The following is a 23,350-nucleotide window of genomic DNA, read 5'->3' on the forward strand; positions in this document are numbered from 1 at the left end:
CTGTCTGCTGCCGGTTGGCGGCGAATGAGCCGTATTGCTGTGCTCTACGGGTTTCGCGTTGCTTGTCTCGTTCAGTCTCGTTCAGCCCTCCCGGCTGGTTGCCGGTTGTTCATGAGGACGTGCCCGGAGCCTAAATGGTTCATGCCTGGAAGGGAACGTGATGTCCACGTCACTCCATCGAGGGATCGAACACCCTTGCGACTCTGGACTAGCATGAGTTTTCACGAGGGTGGCGTTACAACGGCTCTACCAGGCCTCTGTACCCTCTGACCCGGTGACAGACGCCGGGCCTTACCCCCACAGGCCACTTCCCAAATTCAGCGAGGAGCGAACCGCGTGACCGCCGAGACGTCCGTGCCGTCCAGTGCGCTGCTGACCGCAGACCGTGACGGTTCCAACTACACCGCTCGGCACCTGCTCGTCCTTGAGGGGCTCGAGGCGGTTCGTAAGCGACCTGGCATGTACATCGGCTCCACCGACAGCCGGGGCCTGATGCACTGCCTGTGGGAGATCATCGACAACTCGGTCGACGAGGCCCTCGGTGGCTACTGCGACCACATCGAGGTCATCCTCCACGACGACGGCTCGGTGGAGGTCCGCGACAACGGCCGCGGCATCCCCGTCGACGTCGAGCCGAAGACCGGCCTCTCCGGCATCGAGGTCGTCATGACCAAGCTGCACGCCGGCGGTAAGTTCGGCGGCGGCTCGTACGCCGCGTCCGGCGGTCTGCACGGTGTGGGCGCCTCCGTGGTGAACGCGCTGTCGGCCCGGCTCGACGTCGAGGTCGACCGCAACAGCTCCACGCACGCGATCAGCTTCCGCCGCGGTGTGCCCGGGATCTTCACCGAGTCGGGCCCCGACGCCCCGTTCGACCCCGCCAACGGGCTGCGCAAGATCAAGCGGGTGCCGAAGACCCGCACCGGCACCCGCGTGCGGTACTGGGCGGACCGCCAGATCTTCCTCAAAGACGCCAAGCTCTCCCTGGAGAACCTGCACCAGCGCGCCCGCCAGACCGCCTTCCTGGTGCCCGGCCTGACCATCGTCGTCCGGGACGAGCGCGACCTGGACGGCGAGGGCAAGAGCGAGGAGACGTTCCGGTTCGACGGGGGCATCAGCGAGTTCTGCGAGTACCTGGCGCAGGACAAGGCCGTCTGCGACGTGCTGCGGCTGACCGGCCAGGGCACGTTCAAGGAGACCGTGCCCGTCCTCGACGAGCGCGGGCACATGACGCCCACCGAGGTCACCCGTGAGCTCGGCGTGGACGTGGCGCTGCGCTGGGGGACCGGGTACGACTCCTCGATCAAGTCGTTCGTGAACATCATCGCCACGCCCAAGGGCGGCACGCACGTCACCGGCTTCGAGCGCGCGATCACCAAGACGGTGAACGAGGTACTGCGCTCAACGAAGCTGCTGCGCGTCGCCGAGGACGACATCGTCAAGGACGACGCCTTGGAGGGCCTCACCGCCGTGGTGACCGTCCGGCTCGCCGAGCCGCAGTTCGAGGGCCAGACCAAGGAGGTCCTCGGTACGTCGGCGGCCAACCGCATCGTCGCCAATGTGGTCGCCAAGGAGCTGAAGGCCTTCCTGACCTCCACCAAGCGCGACGCCAAGGCCCAGGCCCGCGCGGTGCTGGAGAAGGCCGTCGCCGCCGCCCGTACGCGGATCGCGGCCCGTCAGCACAAGGAGGCGCAGCGCCGCAAGACCGCGCTGGAGTCCTCCTCGCTGCCGGCCAAGCTGGCCGACTGCCGCAGCGACGACGTGGAGCGCAGCGAGCTCTTCATCGTCGAGGGTGACTCCGCGCTCGGCACGGCCAAGCTCGCCCGGAACAGTGAGTTCCAGGCCCTGCTGCCGATCCGTGGAAAGATCCTCAACGTCCAGAAGTCGTCCGTCTCGGACATGCTCAAGAACGCCGAGTGCGGTGCGATCATCCAGGTCATAGGGGCGGGTTCCGGCCGGACCTTCGACATCGACGCCGCCCGGTACGGCAAGATCGTCCTGCTCGTGGACGCCGACGTCGACGGCGCCCACATCCGCTGCCTGCTGCTGACGCTGTTCCAGCGCTACATGCGGCCGATGGTCGAGGCGGGCCGCGTCTTCGCCGCCGTACCGCCGCTCCACCGCATCGAGCTGATCCAGCCCAAGAAGGGCCAGGACAAGTACGTGTACACGTACTCGGACAACGAGCTGCGGCAGACGCTGCTGGAGTTCCAGCGCAAGGGCATCCGGTACAAGGACTCCATCCAGCGGTACAAGGGCCTTGGTGAGATGGACGCCGACCAGCTCGCCGAGACCACGATGGACCCGCGCCACCGCACGCTGCGCCGGATCAACATCGGTGACCTGGAGTCGGCGGAGCAGGTCTTCGACCTGCTGATGGGCAACGACGTGGCGCCGCGCAAGGAGTTCATCACCAGCTCCGCCGCGACCCTCGACCGGTCCCGCATCGACGCCTGATCCGCCCGGTCCGCCTGATCGGTTTTCCCGATGCCCCGGCCCCCCCATGAGTGGGCGACGCCGGGGCATCGGTCGTCAAGGTCACCTGATGGGGTGAAGAGCGCGGAGAGAAGAGTCCGGGATCTTCCCGGTCTGCCCATCCTTGTGCACGCGGCTGAAACGGTTCGCCGACAAGGAGAGTTGACCGGTGGAGAACAGGGAAGGGCTCGATCCCGCCACGGTGCGGATCGATGACCCGTGGTACGACGCGCTGGCCTCCGGTTGGGGCGAGGCGGATGGTACGGGGGCGCCGGCGGCAGCCGTGCCCGGCCCGGGCCGGCCGCCGCAGGAGCAGCGGCGCAGTGCGGCCGACATCTACCTGGAGGTGCAGCGCAGCGCCGCCTTCCAGGAGGTGCGCGGCCGCTACCGGCGCTTCGTCGGGCCGGCCGTCCTGGCCTTCCTCACCTGGTACCTGGCCTACGTCGTGGCGGCGACCACGGCCCCGGGGCTGATGTCGCGCCCGGTGGCCGGGGCGGTGAACGTGGCGATGGTCGCGGGGCTCGGGCAGTTCCTCACCACCTTCCTGCTGACCTGGGCGTACGTCCGCCATGCCCGGCTGCACCGCGATCGCGCCGCGCTCGACCTGCGGTGGGCCGTCTTCGACCAGGAGCGGGAGCAGGAGCTGACGCGAGGGGCGGTCGAGCGTTGACCGGAGACCACCAGGTACTGGCCCTCCTGCTGTTCAGCGCGTTCGTCGCGGGCACACTGGCGATCACGACCTGGGTGAGCCGCAACCGGCGTGGTTCGGCGGAGGAGTTCTACGCCGGGGGGCGGCTGTTCTCCCCCATGGAGAACGGTTTCGCCATCGCCGGTGACTACATGTCCGCCGCGTCCTTCCTGGGCATCTCCGGCCTGATCGCGCTCTTCGGCTACGACGGGATGCTGTACTCGGTCGGCTTCCTGGTGGCCTGGCTCGTCGTGCTGCTCCTGGTCGCCGAACTCGTCCGCAACTGCGGCCGGTTCACGCTCGCCGACGTGATCGCGGCGCGTATGCGGGAGCGGCCCGTCCGTATCGCGTCGGGAACTTCCTCGGTCACGGTGTCCGTTCTCTATCTGGTGGCGCAGATGGTGGGGGCCGGCAGCCTCGTCGCGCTGCTGCTGGGCGGTACGAGCGAGGCCGCGCGCTCGTGGACCGTGATCGGCGTGGGCGCACTGATGGTGATCTATGTGTCGTTGGGAGGGATGCGAGCCACCACCTGGATCCAGATCGTCAAGGCCGTGCTGCTGATGGCGGGCGCGATCGCGCTCACCGTGCTCGTGCTGCTGCGCTTCCACGGCGACGTCAACCAACTCCTCACCTCCGCGGCGGAACGCAGCGGTCACGGCCGGGAGTTCCTCTCGCCCGGCCTCAAGTACGGCGGGGACTGGACTTCGCGCCTGGACTTCATCAGCCTCGGGCTCGCGCTGGTCCTCGGCACCGCCGGACTGCCGCACATCCTGTCCCGCTTCTACACCGTGCCGACCGCGCGGGCCGCCCGCCGCTCGGTCGTCTGGGCCATCGGCCTCATCGGCGGCTTCTACCTGATGACGATCGTCCTGGGCTTCGGCGCCGCCGCGATCGTCGGCACGGATGAGGTGCGGGCGTCGAACGCCGCGGGCAACACGGCGGTGCCGCTGCTCGCCCTCGACCTGGGCGGGGGAGCGGGTTCGACGGGAGGTGCGGTGCTGTTCGCGGTGGTCGCGGCGGTGGCCTTCGCGACGATCCTGGCCGTCGTCGCGGGCATCACTCTGGCCTCGTCGGCGTCGGTCGCGCACGACCTGTACGCCTCCGTGAGGCGCCGTCACGGGAAGGGGCCGCACGGGGAGCGGCCGCGTGGCGAGCGGCGGTACGGCGAGGTGGCGGTGGCGCGCGTCGCGGCCGTCGGCATCGGCGCGGTGGCGATCGGCCTCGGCCTGCTGGCCCGGGACCTGAACGTCGCCTTCCTGGTCGGCCTGGCCTTCGCGGTCGCCGCGTCCGCGAACCTGCCCGTGCTGCTGTACTCGCTGTTCTGGCGGAACTTCACCACGCGCGGCGCGGTCTGGTCGGTGTACGGAGGGCTCGTCCCGGCCGTGCTGCTGGTGGTGTTCTCGCCGGTCGTCTCCGGGAGCCCCGACGCGCTCTTCCCCGGCCTGGACTTCCAGGTCTTCCCGCTCCAGAACCCCGGCCTGGTCTCCATCCCGCTGGGCTTCCTCGCCGGCTGGCTCGGCACCGTCACCTCCCCTGAGGCCCCGGACGAGGCCAGGCACGCCGAGACGGAGGTGCGTGCCCTGACGGGCGCGGGCGCGGTGTAGGCCGGGGACCCGGCTCAGGACGTGGCCCAGGTGTAGCGGTGCTCCGGGCGGCCCGTCTCGCCGTACTTCAGCGACAGGCGCACCCGGCCCGCCCGCTCCAGCAGCTTCAGGTACCGCTGGGCCGTCTGCCGGCTCACCCCCGCCAGTTCCGCGATCTCCTGCGCGGACAGCGGTCCCTCGGCGGCCAGCAGCACCTGCCGCACGAGCTCGGCCGTGGTGGGGGAGTGGCCCTTGGGCAGGTCGGGCGCGCCCGAACTCACCGACAGGGCGCCGAAGATCCGGTCCACCTCCGCCTGCTCGGCCTCACCGCCCCCGTCGAGCGTGCGCCGTAGCGCCGCGTACGCCTCCAGCTTGGGCCGCAGGCCCGCGAAGTTGAACGGCTTCACCAGGTACTGGAGCGCGCCATGGCGCTGAGCCGCCTGCACGGTGGCCACGTCACGGGCGGCCGTCACCATGATCACGTCGGTCTGGTGCCCGCGCCGGCGCAGCTCCCGTACGACCGCGAGGCCGTTCTCGTCCGGCAGGTAGTGGTCGAGCAGGATGAGGTCGACCGGCACCTCCTCGACCCGGGCGAGGGCCTCCGCCGCCGTGTGAGCCAGCGCGATGACCTCGAAGCCGGGCACCTTGGCCACGTACGCGGCGTTGATCTCCGCCACCCGGACGTCGTCGTCCACGACCAGGACGCCGATCATCGCGACGCTCCCGGTGCGGCCGTCTCCGTCCCGGAGGTGCGCGTCTGCGGCGGCTTCGGGCCTTCTGCCGGTTCGGCCCCCGGCCCCGGTTCGAGCCCCAGTCGCGGTTCCGGTTCCGGCCCCGGCCCCAGTCCCAGTCCTGGCCCCAGTCCCAGTCCCGGCCCCAGTCCCGCCCCCGGCCCCGGTTCCGTCAGGGCTTCCGGGAGGACAACGGTGAACTCGGCCCCGCCCCCCGGCGCCTCGGACACGCGGGCGTTGCCGCCCTGGCGTTCTGCCAGGCGGCGCACCATGGCCAGGCCGAGCCCGCGGCGTCCGCCGTGCGCGGGGCGGTCCTTGGTGGACCAGCCCTCCGTGAAGACCAGCTCCCGCCGCTCGGGCGGGACGCCGGGCCCGCTGTCGGTGACCCGCAGGACCGCCGTACGGCCCTCCGCGCGGAGCTCGACCTCCACGAGCGGTTCCGCCGACCCGGCCGCCGCGTCGACCGCGTTGTCGACGAGATTGCCCACGACGGTCACGAGCTCGCGCGGCTCGACCAGCCGGTCGGGCAGCAGCGTCCCGGGCGCCAGGCGCAGCGAGACGCCGCGCTCGGCCGCCACCGTGGCCTTGCCCACGAGCAGCGCGGCGAGCAGCGGATCGTGCACCTTCTCGGTGACCTGCTCGGCCGTCGCCCGGTGGACACCCACCACCTCGGTGACGAACTCCACCGCCTCCTCGTGCATCTCCAGCTCCAGCAGCCCCAGCAGCGTGTGCATGCGGTTGGCGTGCTCATGGTCCTGGGCCCGCAGCGCGTCGATCAGGCCGCGCGTGGAGTCCAGCTCACGCCCGAGCCGCTCCAGCTCCGTCCGGTCGCGCAGCGTGGCGACGGCGCCCCCGTCGTCCGTCGGCATCCGGTTGGCGATCAGAACCCGGTGCCCGCGTACGGTGACCAGGTCCTCGCCGGTGACCCGTCCGGCCAGCACGTCCGTCGTACGGCCCTCGCCGAGCACCTCCTCCAGCGGCCGGCCGGTGGCCTCGGGGCCCACGCCCAGCAGCCGCTGCGCCTCGTCGTTCACCAGCCGGATCCGCCCGGCCCCGTCCAGCGCGACGACGCCCTCCCGGATGCCGTGCAGCATGGCCTCGCGTTCGGCGAGCAGCGCCGAGATGTCGGAGAAGGCCAGGTCGTGCGTACGGCGCTGAAGGCGGCGCGAGATCAGATAGGCGGCCAGCGCCCCGACCGCCAGGGCGCCGCCCGCGTACGCGAACAGCCCCGGGATCGCCGCGAGCAGCCTGGCCCGCACGCTGTCGTACTCGATACCGACGGACACCGCGCCGACGATCTCGCCCGACCCGTTCCGCAGCGGCACCTTTCCGCGCGCCGAGCGCCCCAGCGTGCCGCTGTCGATCTCCATCACGTCCTTGCCCGCCAGCGCGTCGCTGGGGTCGGTGGAGACGACCTCGCCGATCTTGGCCGGGTCGGTGTGGGACCACCGCACCCCGCGCCGGTCCATGATCACCACGTATTCGGCGCCGGTGGCCTGCCTGATCCGCTCGGCCTCCGCCTGTACGGGGCCGATGGCGCTCGGCGGCGTACGTACCAGCTCATCGGCGACGTCGCTGGACGCGGTCGCCTCGGCGATCGCCAGGGCGCGCCGCATCGCCTGGTCGTCGAGCTGGGCGCTGAGCGGGGCCAGGAACAGGCCGGTGGCCAGTACCGTCACACCGACCACGATGGCCAACTGCATCAGCAGGACCTGTGAGAACACCCGCTGCGGCCAGCCGAACCGTCGGCGTCGCACCGCCGGCCGGCGCGCGGGCGGCGCGGCGGAGGCGGGCGGCGAGGTCGTTGCGGGGCTCATGCCAGGAACCGTAAGGGCAGCCTCCCCCTTTACGAAATGTCCGGCGTCACGCCCTCGCCCATACGGGACCGCGTCCCCGCCTATCCTGAGGGCCGAAAAAGCCGCCGAACGCGGAGCCGACCGAGAAGGGTGCCCCTTGAGCAGCGTGCCGCAGCAGATCCCCGTCGTCGTCCTCGCGGGTTTCCTGGGGTCGGGCAAGACGACCCTGCTGAACCATCTGCTCCGCAGCGCCAGAGGCACCCGCATCGGCGTCATGGTCAACGACTTCGGCTCCATCGAGATCGACGCCATGACCGTCGCCGGACAGGTCGGCTCCACCGTCTCCCTCGGCAACGGCTGCCTGTGCTGTGCCGTCGACGCGAGCGAGCTGGACACCTACCTGGAGACCCTCACCCGGCCCTCCTCCCGCCTCGACGTCATCGTCATCGAGGCGAGCGGCCTCGCCGAGCCGCAGGAGCTGGTGCGGATGATCCTCGCCAGCGACAACGAGCGCGTGGTGTACGGCGGCCTGGTCGAGGTCGTCGACGCGGCCGAGTTCGACGCCACCCGCGAACGGCATCCCGAGACCGACCGGCACCTCGCCATCGCCGACCTCGTCGTCGTCAACAAGGTCGACCGCGTCAGCCCGGACGAGCTACGGCGTGTCCACGCGGCGGTCACCGAACTCGCCGGCCGCGCCGCGGTGATCGACGCCGCCTACGGCAGGGTGGACCCCGAGCTGCTCTTCGACCGCGCCGCCCGCACCGACGACGGCGGCCCACGCCAGCTCACCTTCGAGGACCTCGACGACCTGTACGTCGTCGAGGACACCCACCCGCACGCCGGGTACGAGACGGTCTCCTTCACGGCCGGCGAGCCGATGCACCCCCGCAAGCTGCTGGACTTCCTCGACTCCCGGCCCGAGGGCCTCTACCGGATCAAGGGCTTCATCGACTTCGGCGCCGCCGACCCCGCCAACCGCTACTCCCTGCACGCGGTCGGCCGCTTCCTCCGCTTCTACCCCGAGCCCTGGCCCCGCGGCGAACAGCGCCTCACCCAGCTCGTCCTCATCGGCTCCGGCACCAATGGCGAGGCCCTCCACAAGGCCCTGGACGACTGCCGCGTCACCGGCCCGCACGACGTACCGGAAGAGCACACCATGTGGGGCGTCCTGCGCTACGTACCGGAGCCTGCGGAACCTGCCGGCGAGGACCGTCCATAAGATCGTTCCCGTGATAACGGGGACAACACACCGGATACCGCCGACCGAAGCTGACGCGAGCCGGGACCGGAGCGTGCCGTGGGCATGACGTGGGTGCCGCCCACGCCCGTCGAGCGGCAGCTCTACGAGGCGGGGCTGCGGGGCGACGAAGGCGCCCTCGCCGCCCACCGGCTGCTCACCGACGACGAGGGCAGCCCCTGGCGGAACATCCCCTGGCGCTGACGACCGCCGGCGCGCCCGCCCTTCGACGGGCGCGCCCACGCATGGCCGTTACGACGCCGGCCCCGCCAGCACCGCCACCGGCTTGGCCAGCGGGGTGCCCGAGCCGTCCCGGCGGGGGTCGATGTCCGGGAGGTCCACCGGGGTGCCGGTCTTCTGCGCCGCGCGGGCCGGAGCCGCGCCCGCCCAGGCGAGCACCAGGACGTCCTCGCCCTTCAGGAACCGCTGGCAGCGCACACCGCCCGTCGCGCGGCCCTTGCGCGGGTACTGGTCGAACGGCGTCAGCTTCGCCGACGTGGCCGCCGTCGGGTCCAGCGCACCGGACGAACCCGCGGCCGTGAACACCACCGCGTCGTCCGCCGGGTCGACCGCCGTGAACGAGATCACCTCGGCGCCCGCCGCCAGCTTGATACCGGCCATACCGCCCGCCGGGCGGCCCTGCGGCCGCACCTGGGACGCCTGGAACCGCAGCAACTGGGCGTCCGACGTGATGAAGACCAGGTCCTCCTCGCCCGTGCGCAGTTCGGCCGCGCCGACGATCCGGTCACCCTCCTTGAGGGAGATGACCTCCAGCTCCTCCTTGTTCGCCGGATAGTCCGGCACCACCCGCTTGACCACGCCCTGCACCGTGCCGATCGCCAGGCCGGGCGACGACTCGTCGAGCGTCGTCAGGCACATGACCGACTCATCCTTCTCCAGCGTCAGGAACTCCGACACCTGCGCCCCGCCCGACAGGTTCGGCGCGGACGCCGTGTCCGGCAACTGCGGCAGGTCGATCACCGACAGCCGCAGCAGCCGCCCGGTGGACGTCACCACGCCGACCTCGCCGCGCTGCGTCGCGGGCACCGCCGAGACGATCACGTCGTGCTTGGTGCGCTTGCCGCCGCTGTCCGGCAGCGGCTCACCGCTCGCCGTACGCGCCAGCAGCCCCGTCGACGAAAGCAGCACCCGGCACGGGTCGTCCGCGACCTCCAGGGACGCGGCCGCGACCGGCGCGCCCGCCGACTCCAGCAGCACGGTGCGCCGCTCCGTACCGAACTTCTTGGCCACCGCCGCCAGTTCCGACGAGACCAGCTTGCGCAGCTCGGCGTCCGACTCCAGGATCCGGGTCAGCTCCTCGATCTCCCGGTTCAGCCGGTCGCGCTCGCCCTCCAGCTCGATCCGGTCGAACTTGGTCAGCCGGCGCAGCGGCGTGTCGAGGATGTACTGCGTCTGGATCTCGCTCAGCGAGAAGCGCTCGATCAGCCGCTCCTTGGCCTGCGCCGAGTTGTCGCTCGACCGGATGACACGGATGACCTCGTCGATGTCGAGCAGCGCCACGAGCAGGCCCTCGACCAGGTGCAGCCGGTCGCGCTTCTTGCCGCGCCGGAACTCGCTGCGGCGCCGGACCACCTCGAAGCGGTGGTCCAGGTAGACCTCCAGCAGCTCCTTCAGGCCCAGCGTCAGCGGCTGACCGTCGACCAGCGCCACATTGTTGATGCCGAAGGACTCCTCCATCGGCGTCAGCTTGTAGAGCTGCTCCAGGACGGCCTCGGGGATGAAGCCGTTCTTGACCTCGATGACCAGCCGCAGCCCGTGCTCGCGGTCGGTGAGGTCCTTGACGTCCGCGATGCCCTGGAGCTTCTTCGACGCCACCAGGTCCTTGATCTTGGCGATCACCTTCTCGGGGCCGACCGCGAAGGGCAGTTCGGTGACGACCAGGCCCTTGCGGCGCGCCGTCACGTTCTCCACGGTCGCCGTCGCGCGGATCTTGAAGGTGCCGCGGCCCGATTCGTACGCGTCCTTGATCCCCGACAGGCCCACGATCCGGCCACCGGTCGGCAGGTCCGGACCCGGCACGTACCGCATCAGGGTCTCCAGGTCGGCGCCCGGGTGCTTGATCAAGTGCCGGGCGGCGGCGATGACCTCGCCCAGATTGTGCGGGGGCATGTTGGTCGCCATACCGACCGCGATCCCGGACGCGCCGTTGACCAGCAGGTTCGGGAAGGCGGCGGGCAGCGCCACCGGCTCCTGCTCCTGCCCGTCGTAGTTCGGCGTGAAATCGACGGTGTCCTCGTCGATCGACTCCGTCATCAGGGACGTCGCGTCGGCCATCCGGCACTCGGTGTACCGCATGGCGGCCGGCGGGTCGTCGTTGCCCAGCGAGCCGAAGTTCCCGTGTCCGTCCACCAGCGGCAGGCGCATCGAGAACGGCTGCGCCATGCGCACCAGGGCGTCGTAGATCGACGCGTCACCGTGCGGGTGGAGCTTGCCCATCACCTCGCCGACGACCCGGGCGCACTTCACGAAGCCGCGCTCGGGCCGCAGGCCCATCTCGTTCATCTGGTAGACGATGCGGCGGTGCACCGGCTTCATGCCGTCGCGGGCGTCCGGCAGGGCCCGGGAGTAGATCACCGAGTACGCGTACTCGAGGAAGGAGCCCTGCATTTCGTCGACGACGTCGATGTCGAGGATCTTCTCCTCGAAGTCGTCGGGCTGCGTGGTCTTCGTGCTGCGGCGGGCCATCGCGGCTGCGGCTCCTTCACCAACAAGGTTGATCTGACGCCGACCATTGTGGACCGTCCCACTGACAACGCCGACCGCGACCCGGAAGAGGGACGCAAGCGGATTCGGGGAACTTCGCCGGGTGTCAGTCCGCTTGCATACAGTGGCAGGACTTTCACAGCGGTCCGCGGCAGGTCGCAGCAGGTGCATACAGTGGCAGGACCACCGCGGCGGTCCGCGGCTGGACCTTTCACACAGCGATCGAAGGGACGTACATGCCCATGGGTCACACGGCCACAGCCCAGGCCGGCTCCGGCGGCCTGACAGCAACCGAGCACCGCCTGGCCAACGGCCTGCGCGTGGTGCTCTCCGAGGACCACCTGACCCCGGTCGCCGCGGTCTGCCTCTGGTACGACGTCGGCTCGCGCCACGAGGTCAAGGGCCGTACCGGCCTCGCCCACCTCTTCGAGCACCTGATGTTCCAGGGCTCGAAGCAGGTCCAGGGCAATGGCCACTTCGAGCTGGTGCAGGGCGCCGGCGGCTCCCTCAACGGCACCACCAGCTTCGAGCGCACCAACTACTTCGAGACCATGCCCGCCCACCAGCTCGAGCTGGCCCTGTGGCTGGAAGCCGACCGGATGGGCTCCCTGCTCGCCGCGCTCGACGAGGAGTCCATGGAGAACCAGCGGGACGTCGTCAAGAACGAGCGCCGCCAGCGATACGACAACGTTCCCTACGGCACGGCCTTCGAGAAGCTCACCGCGCTCGCCTACCCGGAGGGCCACCCCTACCACCACACCCCGATCGGCTCCATGGCCGACCTGGACGCCGCCACCCTCGAGGACGCGCGGAACTTCTTCCGTACGTACTACGCGCCGAACAACGCCGTCCTGTCGGTCGTCGGCGACATCGACCCGGCGCAGACGCTCGCCTGGATCGAGAAGTACTTCGGCTCCATCCCCGCCCACGACGGCAAGCAGCCGCCGAGGGACGGGACGCTGCCCGAGATCATCGGCGAGCAGTTGCGCGAGGTCGTCGAGGAGGAGGTCCCGGCCCGCGCCCTGATGGCCGCCTACCGGCTCCCGCACGACGGCACGCGCGAGTGCGACGCCGTCGACATCGCCCTCACCATCCTCGGCGGCGGCGAGTCGTCGCGGCTGCACAACCGCCTGGTACGCCGCGACCGCACGGCCGTGGCGGCCGGCTTCGGCCTGCTGCGCCTGGCCGGGGCACCCTCGCTCGGCTGGCTGGACGTCAAGACGTCCGGCGGGGTCGAGGTGCCCGACATCGAGGCGGCCGTCGACGACGAGCTGGCCCGCTTCGCCGCCGAGGGCCCGACGCCCGAGGAGATGGAGCGCGCCCAGGCCCAGCTCGAACGCGAGTGGCTGGACCGGCTCGGTACGGTCGCGGGCCGCGCGGACGAACTGTGCCGGTACGCCGTGCTGTTCGGCGACCCGCAGCTCGCCCTGACCGCCGTCCAGCGCGTCCTGGACGTCACCGCCGAGGAGGTCCAGGCGGTCGCCAAGGCCCGCCTCCGCCCCGACAACAGGGCGGTGCTGGTCTACGAACCCGTCAGCACCGACCACAGCGAGCAGGAAGAAGAGGGGGCCGACCAGTGAGCGACGCCGCCACGTCCTTGACGTCCATGGAGTTCCACCCGCAGCCCCGCCCCGGGACCGCCAAGCCGTGGGCCTTCCCCGCCCCCGACCGGGGCGCGCTGGACAACGGCCTGACCGTGCTGCGCTGCCACCGCCCCGGCCAGCAGGTCGTGGCCGTCGAGATCTTCCTCGCCGCCCCGCTGGAGGCGGAGCCGGAGGGCCTCGACGGCGTCGCCACGATCATGGCGCGAGCCCTGTCCGAGGGCACCGACAAGCACTCGGCGGAGGAGTTCGCCGCCGAGCTGGAGCGCTGCGGCGCCACCCTCGACGCGCACGCCGACCACCCCGGCGTACGGATCTCCCTCGAAGTCCCGGTCTCCCGGCTCGCCAAGGCCCTCGGCCTGGTCGCCGAGGCCCTGCGCGCGCCCGCCTTCGCCGACAGCGAGGTCGAGCGCCTCGTCCGCAACCGGCTCGACGAGATCCCCCACGAGATCGCCAACCCCTCGCGCCGCGCCGCCATGCAGCTCTCCAAGGAGCTGTTCCCGGCCACGTCCCGCATGTCGCGCCCCCGCCAGGGCACCGAGGACACCGTCGCCCGGATCGACGCCTCGGCCGTACGCGCCTTCTACGAGGCGCACGTCCGCCCCGCCACCGCCACCGCGGTCGTGGTCGGCGACCTCACCGGCGTCGACCTCGACGCGGTGCTCGCCGACACCCTGGGCGCCTGGACCGGCGACATGGCCGAGCCCCGCCCCGTACCGCCCGTGACGGCCGACGACACCGGCCGCGTCGTCATCGTCGACCGCCCCGGCGCCGTGCAGACGCAGCTCCTCATCGGCCGTATCGGCCCGGACCGGCACGACCGGGTCTGGCCGGCCCAGGTGCTCGGCACCTACTGCCTGGGCGGCACCCTCACCTCCCGCCTGGACCGGGTCCTGCGCGAGGAGAAGGGCTACACCTACGGCGTACGTGCCTTCGGCCAGGTGCTGCGCTCCGGCCCCGAGGGCAACGGCGCGGCCATGCTCGCCATCAGCGGCTCCGTCGACACACCCCACACGGGTCCGGCGCTCGACGACCTGTGGAAGGTGCTGCGCACCCTCGCCGCCGAGGGCCTGACCGACGCCGAGCGCGAGACGGCCGTGCAGAACCTGGTGGGCGTCGCCCCGCTCAAGTACGAGACGGCCGCCGCCGTCGCGGGCACCCTCGCCGACCAGGTCGAGCAGCACCTCCCGGACGACTACCAGGCCCAGATGTACGCCCGGCTGGCCGAGACGGGCACCGTGGAGGCCACCGCGGCGGTCGTCAGCGCGTTCCCGACGGACCGTCTGGTCACGGTCCTCGTCGGTGACGCGGCACAGATCAAGGAGCCCGTCGAGGCGCTCGGAATCGGTGAAGTGACAGTCGTCACCGGCTGATTGACGCGGTTTCCGCTCATACGAGTCGACGCGGTTCCTCTCTCACGAGCGGCCGCTCACCGGACCCCGGCATCGCTCGATGCCGGGGTCCGCCCGTATGTCCGCTTTGTTGCGGAGATTCGGTGTCTGCCCTGTGGCGTGCGCTACAAAAAACCGTGTCTGTTTGGTGATTGAAAGATCGGCCGCTTAGCGTCTGATGCGCTGTCCGACCGGTACCCGCCGCACCCGCGGCACCGGACAGCCATCGCCGAGTCCCCAACAGGCGCGAGCCTGGGGAGCCGGGGACCCACGCAGTCCCTGGGGTGAATCGGACGCCTTCGCACCCGTTGCGGAGGGGCCCGTAGGAGACCTTCCTGCTCCGAACCCGTCAGCTAACCCGGTAGGCGAGAAGGAAGGAAAGGACCAGCCACTTCATGGCGTTCACCCGTGCCACCGGGAAGCACCGTGCCCCGAGCCGCCTGAGCCGTAAGAGCGCACACGTCGCCGGAGTCGCGGCCCTCGCCACCACCGGCGTCATCGGAACCCTCGCTTCCCCGGCGCTCGCCGCCAACCCGGACGCCGCACCCCTCTCGCTCGAGGACACCGGCCTCAACCAGGCCGTCATCACCGACACGCTCGCCGCGCAGGTCGACGCCCAGGCCGAGGCCCAGGAGCTGGAGGCCCAGGAGGCCGCCGCCAAGGCGGCCGCCCAGGCGAAGGCCGAGGCGGAGGCCAAGCGCAAGGCCGAGATCCGGGTGCAGGCGGCCCGCGAGGCCAAGGAGCGCGCCGACCGCGAGGCCGAGCGCAAGCGGCTCAACGCCTTCCAGCTTCCGGTCGCCGGCACGTACGTCAGCACCGGCTACCAGACCGGCGGCGCCATGTGGTCCTCCGGCAGCCACACCGGCATCGACTTCCACGCCGCCTCCGGCTCCCGCGTGGTCTCCGTGGGCGCGGGCACCGTCGTCGAGGCGGGCTGGGGCGGCGCGTACGGCAACAACGTAGTGATCCGGATGAACGACGGTACGTACACGCAGTACGGCCACCTGTCCTCCATCAGCGTCTCGGCCGGCCAGACCGTCATGCCGGGCCAGCAGATAGGCCTGTCGGGCTCGACCGGCAACTCCTCCGGCCCGCACCTCCACTTCGAGGCCCGGACGAGCGCCGAGTACGGCTCGGACATCGACCCGGTCGCCTACCTCCGCTCGCACGGCGTCAACGTCTGACCCTCCTGTTCGTCAGGCAAGGCCCCGGTTCGGCACGCGAACCGGGGCCTTCGCCGTGCCGGGTCCTCCTGGCCGGGTCCTCCTGGCCAAAAAGAACTCCATGGATTCAGGGTGGCTATCGGAAATTCCGGTCCCCTGCAATAGAGTCACTGGACAGACGTCGAGCGGGTGAGTTTCGCGCGGATTAAGTTGGGGGTTCTGGTATGCGCATTCCAGCGCACTCGGTATGCACGGCGATCCGCGACGACATCGTCACCGGTGTGTTCGAGCGGGGCAGCCGGCTCACCGAGGAGCAGCTCGCCCGACGCTACGGAGTCTCGCGCGTCCCGGTCCGCGAGGCGCTGCGGACCCTGGAGTCGGAGGGCTTCGTGACCACCCGCCGTCACGTCGGCGCGTGCGTCGCCGAGCCCACCGAGCAGGAGGCGGCCGACCTGCTGGAGATGCGTACGCTGCTGGAGCCGCTGGGCGCCGCGCGGGCCGCCCAGCGCCGCACGGAGGCGCACCTGAAGGTGCTGCGGGGGCTGGTCAGGCTGGGCCAGGAGCGGGCGCGCCGCGGCCAGCGGGAGGACCTGCGCTCGTTGGACGGCTGGTTCCACGAGACGCTCGCCCAGGCGTCCGGCAGCCCGGCGCTGACGGCGCTGCTCACCCAGCTCCGGCACAAGATCGCCTGGATGTACGCGGTCGATCAGCCGGCCCGGCCGGCGGAGGCGTGGGCCGAGCACGGCGCGATCGTCGACGCCGTCGCGCGCGGCGACGCCGACCGCGCCCGCGCGCTCACCACCCTGCACGTCGAACGCTCGCTGTCCTCCCACCGGCTGCGCCGCCCGGAGCGGCCCGAGCGGCCGGCCGGCCGTGTGAGGACTTCGCAACACCCCGTAAACACCGCGAGCGCCCGCAATTAACACCGGCACCGTATACAAAGGCGGGGGAATTGTGCCCCGTGAATTCGCATGCCCGAAAAGGCCGCGTGCGGTAAAGGGCTGCCCGCGCCGAAATGCGGGAGGCGCCTGAAAGCGTGCGGCGAAACCCCGTGGGGCGAAACACCACGGGGCGGAACACCAGGGGGCGAAACCCGTACCGGCGGACCTCGCGGCCATAAAAGCGGAGCCGTACCACCCGTTTCCGGGGGTACGGCTCCGTGAAGCGACTGGGGGTGGGTCAGACGGTCTCGGGGAGTTCCTCGAGGCCCTCGGAGACCAGCTTCGCCAGGCGGTCCAGGGCGGCGTCCGCGCCCTCGGCGTCCGAAGCGAGCACGATCTCCTCGCCGCCCTGCGCGCCCAGGCCCAGCACCGCGAGCATCGACGCGGCGTTGACCGGGTTGCCATCTGCCTTGGCGATCGTCACGGGGACGCCGGCGGCCGTGGCGGCACGGACGAAGATGGAGGCGGGGCGGGCGTGCAGGCCCTCGGCCCAGCCGACGTTGACGCGGCGCTCAGCCATGGTGTTGCCCTTCGAGTCTCGGCGGTTGTCTAGACCAGTGGTCGAACCCAGTCTCTCATGTCCCACAGGGTGCTCGAACCGGCCTCCACGGGGCCCCGGCGGCCGGTCGGGCCGCCTCACCCTGCGTTGTCCACAGCACCTCCGCGACCGGCGGTCCGCCCCGTACTCTGGGCCCATGCGGACCCCGTCGGATCAGCCGGAACACGTGTACCCCGACCACTGGGAGGCCGACGTCGTGCTGCGGGACGGCGGCACCGCGCGGATCAGGCCGATCACCACGGATGACGCCGAGCGCCTGGTCAGCTTCTACGAGCAGGTCTCGGACGAGTCGAAGTACTACCGGTTCTTCGCACCTTACCCCCGGCTCTCCGCCAAGGACGTGCACCGCTTCACCCACCACGACTACGTGGACCGCGTGGGGCTCGCGGCCACGGTCGGCGGCGAGTTCATCGCGACCGTCCGGTACGACCGGATCAACGCGCAGGGCCTGCCCGCGAGCGCCCCCGCCGACGAGGCCGAGGTCGCGTTCCTCGTCCAGGACGCCCACCAGGGGCGGGGCGTCGCCTCCGCGCTGCTCGAACACATCGCGGCGGTCGCTCGCGAGCGTGGAATCCGGCGGTTCGCGGCCGAGGTCCTGCCCGCCAACACCAAGATGATCAAGGTCTTCACGGACGCCGGCTACACCCAGAAGCGCAGCTTCGAGGACGGAGCCGTCCGCCTCCACCTCGACCTGGAGCCCACCGACCGCGCCCTCGCCGTACAGCGCGCCCGCGAACAGCGCGCCGAGGCGCGGTCCGTGCAGCGGCTGCTGGCGCCCGGCTCCGTCGCCGTCATCGGCACCGGCCGCGCCCCCGGCGGCGTCGGCCGCACCGTCCTGCGCAACCTCCTCGGCGCCGGGTACACGGGCCGTACGTACGCGGTCAATCGCGCCCTCCCCGAGACGACGACGTCCCTGGACGGGGTGCCCGCCTTCCGCTCCGTCGCCGACATCGGGGAGCCGGTCGACCTCGCCGTCGTCGCCGTACCGGCCGAGCGGGTCCCCGAGGCCGTCGCCGACTGCGGGGAACACGGCGTGCAGGGTCTGGTGGTCCTGACCGCCGGTTACGCCGAACAGGGCGCCGAGGGCCGTGAGCGCCAGCGGGAACTGGTGCGGCAGGCACGCTCGTACGGGATGCGTATCATCGGGCCCAACGCGTTCGGGATCATCAACACCGCGCCCGGTGTGCGGCTCAACGCCTCGCTCGCCCCGCACCCGCCGGTGCCGGGACGGATCGGCCTGTTCACCCAGTCCGGCGCCATCGGCATCGCGCTGCTGTCCGGACTGCACCGGCGCGGCGCCGGCCTGTCGTCCTTCGTCTCGGCGGGCAACCGCGCGGACGTGTCGGGCAACGACATCCTTCAGTACTGGTACGACGACCCCGACACCGACGTCGTGCTGCTCTACCTCGAATCGATCGGCAACCCGCGCAAGTTCACCCGGCTCGCCCGGCGTACGGCGGCGGTGAAACCGGTCGTCGTCGTCAAGGGCGGCCGGCACAGCGGCAGCGCGCCGCCCGGCCACGCGGTGCCGGTCACCCGCATCCCGCACACCACGGTCTCGGCCCTGCTCCGGCAGGCGGGCGTGATCCGCGTCGACACGGTCACCGAACTGGTCGACGCCGGCCTGCTCCTCGCCGGGCAGCCGCTCCCGGCGGGCCCGCGCGTGGCGATCCTCGGCAACTCCGAGTCGCTGGGGCTGCTGACGTACGACGCCTGCCTGACCGAAGGGCTCAGGCCCCAGCGGCCGCGCGACCTGACGACGGCGGCGACGCCGCAGGACTTCCGTACCGCCCTGTCCGAGGCCCTCCGGGACGGCGCGTGCGACGCGGTCGTGGTGACCGCGATCCCCTGGGTCGGGGAGAACGGGGCGACCGAGTCCGGCGACGGCGAGGTCCTGGCCGAGGCGCTGCGGGCCGCCTCCGCCGAGGCACCGGCCAAGCCGGTGCTGGTCGTCCACGTGGAAATGGGCGCCCTCGCCGACGCCCTGGCGGCCGCCGCCAGCACGGCACCGACCGCCCCGCCCCCGCCGACCGGGACCCCGCGCACGGCTCCCGGCCCCGATACGCCCGCCCCGGCGCCCCCCGTGGCCCCGACCCCCGCCGGTGAGTACCGCATCCCCGCGTACCCCGCCGCCGAGCGGGCCGTCCGGGCGCTGGCCGAGGCCGTCAGGTACGGGCAGTGGCGGCGCCAGATCACAGACCCGGGGCGCGTCCCCGAGTACGAGGGCATCGACGAAGCGGGAGCCGCCGCGCAGATCGAGCGGACACTCGCGGACGACGTGGACGAGCGGGGTGTCACCCTCGCCCCCGACGCCGCCCGCGAGCTGCTCGGGCGCTACGGCATCGCCGTACGCCCCGCGCTGCCCGCCCCCACCGCCGACGCCGCCGTCCGTGCCGCCGCCGGCCTCGGCTACCCCGTCGCGCTCAAGACCACCGCCCCGCACCTCCGCCACCGCCCCGACCTCGGCGGTGTCCGCCTCGACCTGGCCACCGAGGAGCAGTTGCGGACCGCCTACGCCGAGTTGACCGAGACCCTCGGCAAGCCCGAGGAGCTCCAGCCGGTCGTCCAGGCCATGGTCCCGCGCGGCGTCGACACCGTCGTACGCGCCGCCATCGACCCCGCCGTCGGCGCCGTCCTGTCCTTCGGGCTCGCGGGCGCCCCCTCCGAGCTGCTGGGCGACACCGCGCACCGCCTCGTCCCCGCCACCGACCGGGACGTCGCCGAGCAGATCCGCTCCATCCGCACCGCCCCGCTCCTGTTCGGCTGGCGCGGCTCCGCGCCCGTCGACACCGCCGCTCTCGAAGAGCTGCTGCTCCGGGTGTCACGGCTGGTCGACGACCACCCGGAGATCGTCGCCGTCGGCCTGGAACCGGTGGTCGTCGCCACGCACGGCCTCTCCGTCCTCGGCGCGACCGTCCGGCTCGCCCCGCCCCCCGCCCGCACCGACATCGGCCCCCGCCGGCTCCCCAGCTACTGACGGCCCCCGCCCACCGAGCCACAGCCCCCACCGGCCACCACGGCCGCCCCCGCCCACCGAGCCACAGCCCCGGCCCCACCACCACGGACCCGCCGGCGACCCGCCACCGACCCGCCGACGACCCGGTTCCCGTGCGTCCCGTGCAGTCACCGCGCCCCCGTAGGATGGAGTCCATGGCGAAGACCGGTACGACCACCCAGGGGCTGCGCGCGGCGATCGAGCGCAGCGGCTACTACCCGGCCCTTGTGGCCGAGGCGGTGGAGGCCGCCGTCGGCGGGGAGCCGATCGCGTCGTACCTGGTCCACCAGGAGACCACCTTCGACGCCAACGAGGTGCGCCGCCACGTCACGGTCCTCGTCCTGACGGCCAACCGCTTCATCGTCAGCCACACCGACGAGCAGAACGCCGACACCAGCTCGCCGACGCCGTACGCCACCACCTCCACCGAGTCGGTCAAGCTCGGCCGGATCTCGTCCGTCGTCCTCAGCCGTGTCGTCGCCAACCCCGAGTCGTACACGCCCGGCACCCTGCCGCGTGAAGTGGTCCTCACCATCGGCTGGGGCGCCGTCTCGCGGATCGACCTGGAGCCCGCCGCCTGCGGCGATCCGAACTGCGACGCCGACCACGGCTACACCGGCAGCTCGACGGCCGACGACCTGAGCCTGCGCGTCAGCGAGGCCGGCGACGGACCCGAGACGGTCCGCCAGGCCCTCGCCTTCGCCCAGGCGCTGTCCGAAGCCACCGCGGCCACCCGCTGATGGCCCAGCCCGCACACATGGCGTCCGCCTGGCCCGACGAGCCGATGCCGCTCGTCCTCGACACCGCGCCCGTGCCCGAGTACGGCTCCGGCTCCCTCGCCGACCTGCTGCCGACGCTCGCCGCCGGCCTGGGCGTACCCGGGTTCGAGCACCGTATCGCCGAGCTGACCCCCACCGACCGGAACTGCGTGTTCCTGATCGACGGCCTCGGCTGGGAGCAGATCAAGGCCCACCCGGACGAGGCGCCCTACCTGACGTCCCTCCTCGGCAGCTCCCGGGGCGGCACGGGCCGGCCCATCACCGCCGGGTTCCCCGCCACCACCGCGACCTCGCTCGCCTCGGTCGGTACGGGACGGCCGCCCGGCGAGCACGGCCTGCCCGGCTACACCGTGCGCGACCCCGCGATCGGCGAGCTGATGAACCAGCTCCGCTGGAAGCCCTGGACGCCGCCGCACGTCTGGCAGCCGTACCCGACCGTCTTCCAGCTCGCCGACGTGGCCGGCGTCCACACCGCGCAGGTCTCCTCACCGACCTTCAAGGACACCCCGCTCACCAAGGTCGCCCTCAGTGGCGGAACGTTTCACGGGCGGCTCACCGGCGAGGAGCGCATGGACCTCGCCGCCGAGCAACTGGCCGCCGGGGACCGCTCCCTCGTCTACACGTACTACAGCGAGGTCGACGGCAGCGGCCACCGCTTCGGCGTCGACTCCGACGCCTGGCGCGGCCAGCTCATGTGCGTCGACCGGCTCGTGCAGCGCCTCGCCGAACAGCTCCCGCCCCGCACCGCGCTCTACGTCACGGCCGACCACGGCATGATCGACATCCCGTTCGACGAGCAGTCCCGCATCGACTTCGACGAGGACTGGGAGCTGCGCGCCGGAGTCGCCCTGCTCGGCGGTGAGGGCCGGGCCCGCCACGTCTACGCGGTGCCCGGCGCCCAGGCCGACGTACTGGCGTGCTGGCGCGAGGTGCTCGGCGAGCAGTTCTGGGTGGCGAGCCGCGACGAGGCCATCGCGGCTGGCTGGTTCGGCCCGACGATCGACGAGCGCGTCCACGGCAGGATCGGCGACGTCGTCGCCGCCGCCCACGACGACGTCGTCATCACGGCGTCCGTCAACGAGCCGAACGAATCAGCGATGGTCGGCGTCCACGGGTCGATGACGCCCGTGGAGCAGCTCGTTCCGCTGCTCGAAGTACGCTCGTAGGACCCGGCCCCTCCAACGCCCGACCCTGACCCGAAAGGTCGTCACTTCCCCATGCCCGAGCTCGTGTTCTTCTCCGGAACCATGGACTGCGGAAAGAGCACCCTCGCTCTCCAGATCGAGCACAACCGCTCCGCACGCGGCCTCCAGGGCATGATCTTCACCCGTGACGACCGGGCCGGCGAGGGCAAGCTCTCCTCCCGGCTCGGCCTGGTCACCGACGCCGTCGAGGCCGCCGAGGGCTTCGACTTCTACGCCTACCTCGTCGCCCACCTCTCCAAGGGAGGCCGCTGCGACTACGTGATCGCGGACGAGGCCCAGTTCCTCGCGCCCGAGCAGATCGACCAGCTCGCCCGCGTCGTCGACGACCTCGAACTGGACGTCTTCGCCTTCGGCATCACCACCGACTTCCGCTCCAAGCTCTTCCCCGGCTCCCAGCGCCTCGTCGAACTCGCCGACCGGGTCGAGGTGCTCCAGGTCGAGGCCCTGTGCTGGTGCGGCGCACGCGCCACCCACAACGCGCGCACCGTCGGCGGCCGGATGGTCGTCGAGGGCGCCCAGGTCGTCGTCGGCGACGTCAACGCCGGTGACGACGCCGGCGAGGTCGGTTACGAGGTGCTGTGCCGCCGCCACCACCGGCGCCGTATGACGGCCGCCACCGCCCGCGCCGCCGCCCTCTCCCCGGACGTCCTGCCGGTCCCGGCCGAGGAGCTCAGGCCCGACCGGCCGACCGTACGATCGTGAAGACCGCGCCCTCGGGGTCGGCGACGGTCGCCAGCCGCCCGGCCGGTTCGTCGCGCGGCGCCTGAAGCACCCGGCCGCCCAGCTCGGCCACCCGCTCGGCGGCGGCATCGGTGTCCGCGACCTCGAACCAGGTCATCCAGTGGGCGCCCCGGTCGCGCGGCAGCGCGCCCCCGACCCCGCGCAGCGAGGCGACGGGGCGGTCGTCGACCTTCAGCGTCACCAGGTCCGGACCGGCCGGGGCGACGGGATCGATCTCGTACCCGAACACCGTCTTGTAGAACTTGCTGACCGACTCCGTCTCCTGCGTCAGCAGTTCGTTCCAGGCCGGGGTGCCGGGCGCGCCGACCACCGCCGTGCCGAGGTGTGAGGCGGCCTGCCAGACCCCGAAGACGGCGCCCGTCGGGTCGGAGCAGATCACCAGCCGCCCCGCGTCCGCGGCGTCGAGCGGGCCGACGGCAACCGTGCCGCCGCTGCACCGGATCGATTCGGCGGTCTCGTCGGCGTCGTCGGACGCCAGGTACGTCGTCCAGGCGATGGGCAGGTCGCGGTCGGCCGGCAACTGGCCGATACCCGCCACTTCCTTGCCGTCGATCAGCCCTCGCACGTACGGGCCGAGCTGTTGCGGGCCCGGCTCGAACCGCCAGCCGAACAGCGCCCCGTAGAACTCCTGCGTCGCGTCAAGGCGGTGCACCATCAAACTCACCCAACAGGGGGCACCGGGTTTGCGCCGAGTCGCCTCGGTCATCGTCACTCTCTCCTCGGACCATCGTCGTGGCCGTG

Annotated in this window: 18 protein-coding genes and 1 riboswitch; of the genes, 13 read left to right on the forward strand and 5 right to left on the reverse strand. The window is 71.9% G+C overall.

Annotated features, from left to right (window positions below; genetic code table 11):
* Window positions 1-336: 336 nt before the first annotated feature.
* The 3 genes from AB0J57_RS20795 (at window position 337) to AB0J57_RS20805 (ending at window position 4,764) form a co-directional block, all read left to right on the forward strand.
* Window positions 337-2,454, forward strand: a complete 2,118-nt coding sequence (locus tag AB0J57_RS20795) for a DNA topoisomerase IV subunit B (protein WP_366129713.1) — start codon at window positions 337-339, stop codon at window positions 2,452-2,454.
* Between the two features lie 187 nt (window positions 2,455-2,641).
* Window positions 2,642-3,142 carry a DUF485 domain-containing protein gene (locus AB0J57_RS20800; RefSeq protein WP_366129714.1) on the forward strand — a complete coding sequence of 167 codons (501 nt, stop codon included), beginning with the start codon at window positions 2,642-2,644 and terminating at the stop codon, window positions 3,140-3,142.
* The gene (locus AB0J57_RS20805; RefSeq protein ID WP_366129715.1) at window positions 3,139-4,764 is read left to right on the forward strand and encodes a cation acetate symporter; all 1,626 of its coding nucleotides are present in this window, start codon (window positions 3,139-3,141) and stop codon (window positions 4,762-4,764) included. The genes AB0J57_RS20800 and AB0J57_RS20805 overlap by 4 nt, the downstream gene beginning before the upstream one ends.
* 14 nt (window positions 4,765-4,778) lie before the next feature.
* Here AB0J57_RS20805 and AB0J57_RS20810 read toward each other — a convergent pair whose 3' ends face one another.
* Together AB0J57_RS20810 and AB0J57_RS20815 are read right to left on the reverse strand one after the other, a co-directional pair.
* On the reverse strand, window positions 4,779-5,456 hold the full coding sequence (locus tag AB0J57_RS20810; protein WP_366129716.1) for a response regulator: 678 nt from the start codon (window positions 5,454-5,456) through the stop codon (window positions 4,779-4,781).
* The gene (locus AB0J57_RS20815) at window positions 5,453-7,177 is read right to left on the reverse strand and encodes a sensor histidine kinase (protein ID WP_366129913.1); all 1,725 of its coding nucleotides are present in this window, start codon (window positions 7,175-7,177) and stop codon (window positions 5,453-5,455) included. The genes AB0J57_RS20810 and AB0J57_RS20815 overlap by 4 nt, the downstream gene beginning before the upstream one ends.
* A 250-nt stretch (window positions 7,178-7,427) precedes the next feature.
* On the opposite strand from AB0J57_RS20815, the gene AB0J57_RS20820 reads away from it, so the two are divergent.
* Entirely contained in the window at window positions 7,428-8,492 is a 1,065-nt protein-coding gene (locus tag AB0J57_RS20820) for a GTP-binding protein (RefSeq protein ID WP_366129717.1), read from the forward strand.
* Between the two features lie 78 nt (window positions 8,493-8,570).
* Complete coding sequence (locus AB0J57_RS20825) at window positions 8,571-8,714, forward strand: hypothetical protein (RefSeq protein WP_366129719.1); 144 nt, start codon at window positions 8,571-8,573, stop codon at window positions 8,712-8,714.
* Window positions 8,715-8,762: 48 nt separating this feature from the next.
* Here the strand turns inward: AB0J57_RS20825 and AB0J57_RS20830 are convergent, their stop codons facing one another.
* Window positions 8,763-11,216 (reverse strand): DNA topoisomerase IV subunit A, encoded by a 2,454-nt coding sequence (locus tag AB0J57_RS20830; protein WP_366129720.1) that lies wholly within the window; start codon window positions 11,214-11,216, stop codon window positions 8,763-8,765.
* 254 nt (window positions 11,217-11,470) lie between these two features.
* On the opposite strand from AB0J57_RS20830, the gene AB0J57_RS20835 reads away from it, so the two are divergent.
* The 4 genes from AB0J57_RS20835 to AB0J57_RS20850 all read left to right on the forward strand — a co-directional run bounded on the left by AB0J57_RS20835 (window position 11,471) and on the right by AB0J57_RS20850 (window position 16,312).
* The gene (locus AB0J57_RS20835; RefSeq protein WP_366129721.1) at window positions 11,471-12,814 is read left to right on the forward strand and encodes a pitrilysin family protein; all 1,344 of its coding nucleotides are present in this window, start codon (window positions 11,471-11,473) and stop codon (window positions 12,812-12,814) included.
* Window positions 12,815-12,840: 26 nt separating this feature from the next.
* Entirely contained in the window at window positions 12,841-14,208 is a 1,368-nt protein-coding gene (locus tag AB0J57_RS20840; RefSeq protein ID WP_366129914.1) for a pitrilysin family protein, read from the forward strand.
* A 235-nt stretch (window positions 14,209-14,443) separates the two neighbouring features.
* A riboswitch (cyclic di-AMP (ydaO/yuaA leader) is annotated at window positions 14,444-14,609 on the forward strand.
* Between the two features lie 12 nt (window positions 14,610-14,621).
* On the forward strand, window positions 14,622-15,410 hold the full coding sequence (locus AB0J57_RS20845; RefSeq protein ID WP_366129722.1) for a M23 family metallopeptidase: 789 nt from the start codon (window positions 14,622-14,624) through the stop codon (window positions 15,408-15,410).
* Between the two features lie 203 nt (window positions 15,411-15,613).
* The gene (locus AB0J57_RS20850; protein ID WP_366129723.1) at window positions 15,614-16,312 is read left to right on the forward strand and encodes a GntR family transcriptional regulator; all 699 of its coding nucleotides are present in this window, start codon (window positions 15,614-15,616) and stop codon (window positions 16,310-16,312) included.
* Between the two features lie 256 nt (window positions 16,313-16,568).
* Here the strand turns inward: AB0J57_RS20850 and AB0J57_RS20855 are convergent, their stop codons facing one another.
* Window positions 16,569-16,850, reverse strand: a complete 282-nt coding sequence (locus AB0J57_RS20855) for an HPr family phosphocarrier protein (protein WP_003993478.1) — start codon at window positions 16,848-16,850, stop codon at window positions 16,569-16,571.
* A gap of 175 nt (window positions 16,851-17,025) precedes the next feature.
* On the opposite strand from AB0J57_RS20855, the gene AB0J57_RS20860 reads away from it, so the two are divergent.
* The 4 genes from AB0J57_RS20860 (at window position 17,026) to AB0J57_RS20875 (ending at window position 22,570) form a co-directional block, all read left to right on the forward strand.
* Window positions 17,026-19,866, forward strand: coding sequence for a GNAT family N-acetyltransferase (locus AB0J57_RS20860; protein WP_366129724.1), 2,841 nt, complete (start codon window positions 17,026-17,028; stop codon window positions 19,864-19,866).
* 173 nt (window positions 19,867-20,039) lie between these two features.
* The gene (locus AB0J57_RS20865) at window positions 20,040-20,624 is read left to right on the forward strand and encodes a DUF5998 family protein (RefSeq protein ID WP_366129725.1); all 585 of its coding nucleotides are present in this window, start codon (window positions 20,040-20,042) and stop codon (window positions 20,622-20,624) included.
* Window positions 20,624-21,829 carry a nucleotide pyrophosphatase/phosphodiesterase family protein gene (locus tag AB0J57_RS20870; protein WP_366129726.1) on the forward strand — a complete coding sequence of 402 codons (1,206 nt, stop codon included), beginning with the start codon at window positions 20,624-20,626 and terminating at the stop codon, window positions 21,827-21,829. The genes AB0J57_RS20865 and AB0J57_RS20870 overlap by 1 nt, the downstream gene beginning before the upstream one ends.
* A 51-nt stretch (window positions 21,830-21,880) precedes the next feature.
* Window positions 21,881-22,570: a thymidine kinase gene (locus AB0J57_RS20875; protein WP_366129727.1), complete on the forward strand. Its 690-nt coding sequence runs from the start codon at window positions 21,881-21,883 to the stop codon at window positions 22,568-22,570.
* Here the strand turns inward: AB0J57_RS20875 and AB0J57_RS20880 are convergent.
* A complete protein-coding gene (locus AB0J57_RS20880) occupies window positions 22,539-23,315 on the reverse strand; it encodes a VOC family protein (RefSeq protein WP_366129728.1) in 777 nt (258 codons plus the stop codon). The genes AB0J57_RS20875 and AB0J57_RS20880 overlap by 32 nt on opposite strands.
* Window positions 23,316-23,350: the final 35 nt, after the last annotated feature.

Source organism: Streptomyces sp. NPDC049837, from assembly GCF_040674455.1.
Classification (GTDB): Bacteria; Actinomycetota; Actinomycetes; order Streptomycetales; family Streptomycetaceae; genus Streptomyces.

Bases quoted from the DNA above. Each gene is read 5' to 3' on its own strand.
- AB0J57_RS20855 (WP_003993478.1), bottom strand. From the start codon at position 16,850: ATGGCTGAGCGCCGCGTCAACGTCGGCTGGGCCGAGGGCCTGCACGCC.
- AB0J57_RS20845 (WP_366129722.1), top strand. From the start codon at position 14,622: ATGGCGTTCACCCGTGCCACCGGGAAGCACCGTGCCCCGAGCCGCCTG.
- AB0J57_RS20880 (WP_366129728.1), bottom strand. From the start codon at position 23,315: ATGACCGAGGCGACTCGGCGCAAACCCGGTGCCCCCTGTTGGGTGAGT.
- AB0J57_RS20850 (WP_366129723.1), top strand. From the start codon at position 15,614: ATGCGCATTCCAGCGCACTCGGTATGCACGGCGATCCGCGACGACATC.
- AB0J57_RS20865 (WP_366129725.1), top strand. From the start codon at position 20,040: ATGGCGAAGACCGGTACGACCACCCAGGGGCTGCGCGCGGCGATCGAG.
- AB0J57_RS20830 (WP_366129720.1), bottom strand. From the start codon at position 11,216: ATGGCCCGCCGCAGCACGAAGACCACGCAGCCCGACGACTTCGAGGAG.
- AB0J57_RS20875 (WP_366129727.1), top strand. From the start codon at position 21,881: ATGCCCGAGCTCGTGTTCTTCTCCGGAACCATGGACTGCGGAAAGAGC.
- AB0J57_RS20815 (WP_366129913.1), bottom strand. From the start codon at position 7,177: ATGCAGTTGGCCATCGTGGTCGGTGTGACGGTACTGGCCACCGGCCTG.
- AB0J57_RS20840 (WP_366129914.1), top strand. From the start codon at position 12,841: ATGGAGTTCCACCCGCAGCCCCGCCCCGGGACCGCCAAGCCGTGGGCC.
- AB0J57_RS20835 (WP_366129721.1), top strand. From the start codon at position 11,471: ATGCCCATGGGTCACACGGCCACAGCCCAGGCCGGCTCCGGCGGCCTG.
- AB0J57_RS20810 (WP_366129716.1), bottom strand. From the start codon at position 5,456: ATGATCGGCGTCCTGGTCGTGGACGACGACGTCCGGGTGGCGGAGATC.
- AB0J57_RS20870 (WP_366129726.1), top strand. From the start codon at position 20,624: ATGGCCCAGCCCGCACACATGGCGTCCGCCTGGCCCGACGAGCCGATG.
- AB0J57_RS20860 (WP_366129724.1), top strand. From the start codon at position 17,026: ATGCGGACCCCGTCGGATCAGCCGGAACACGTGTACCCCGACCACTGG.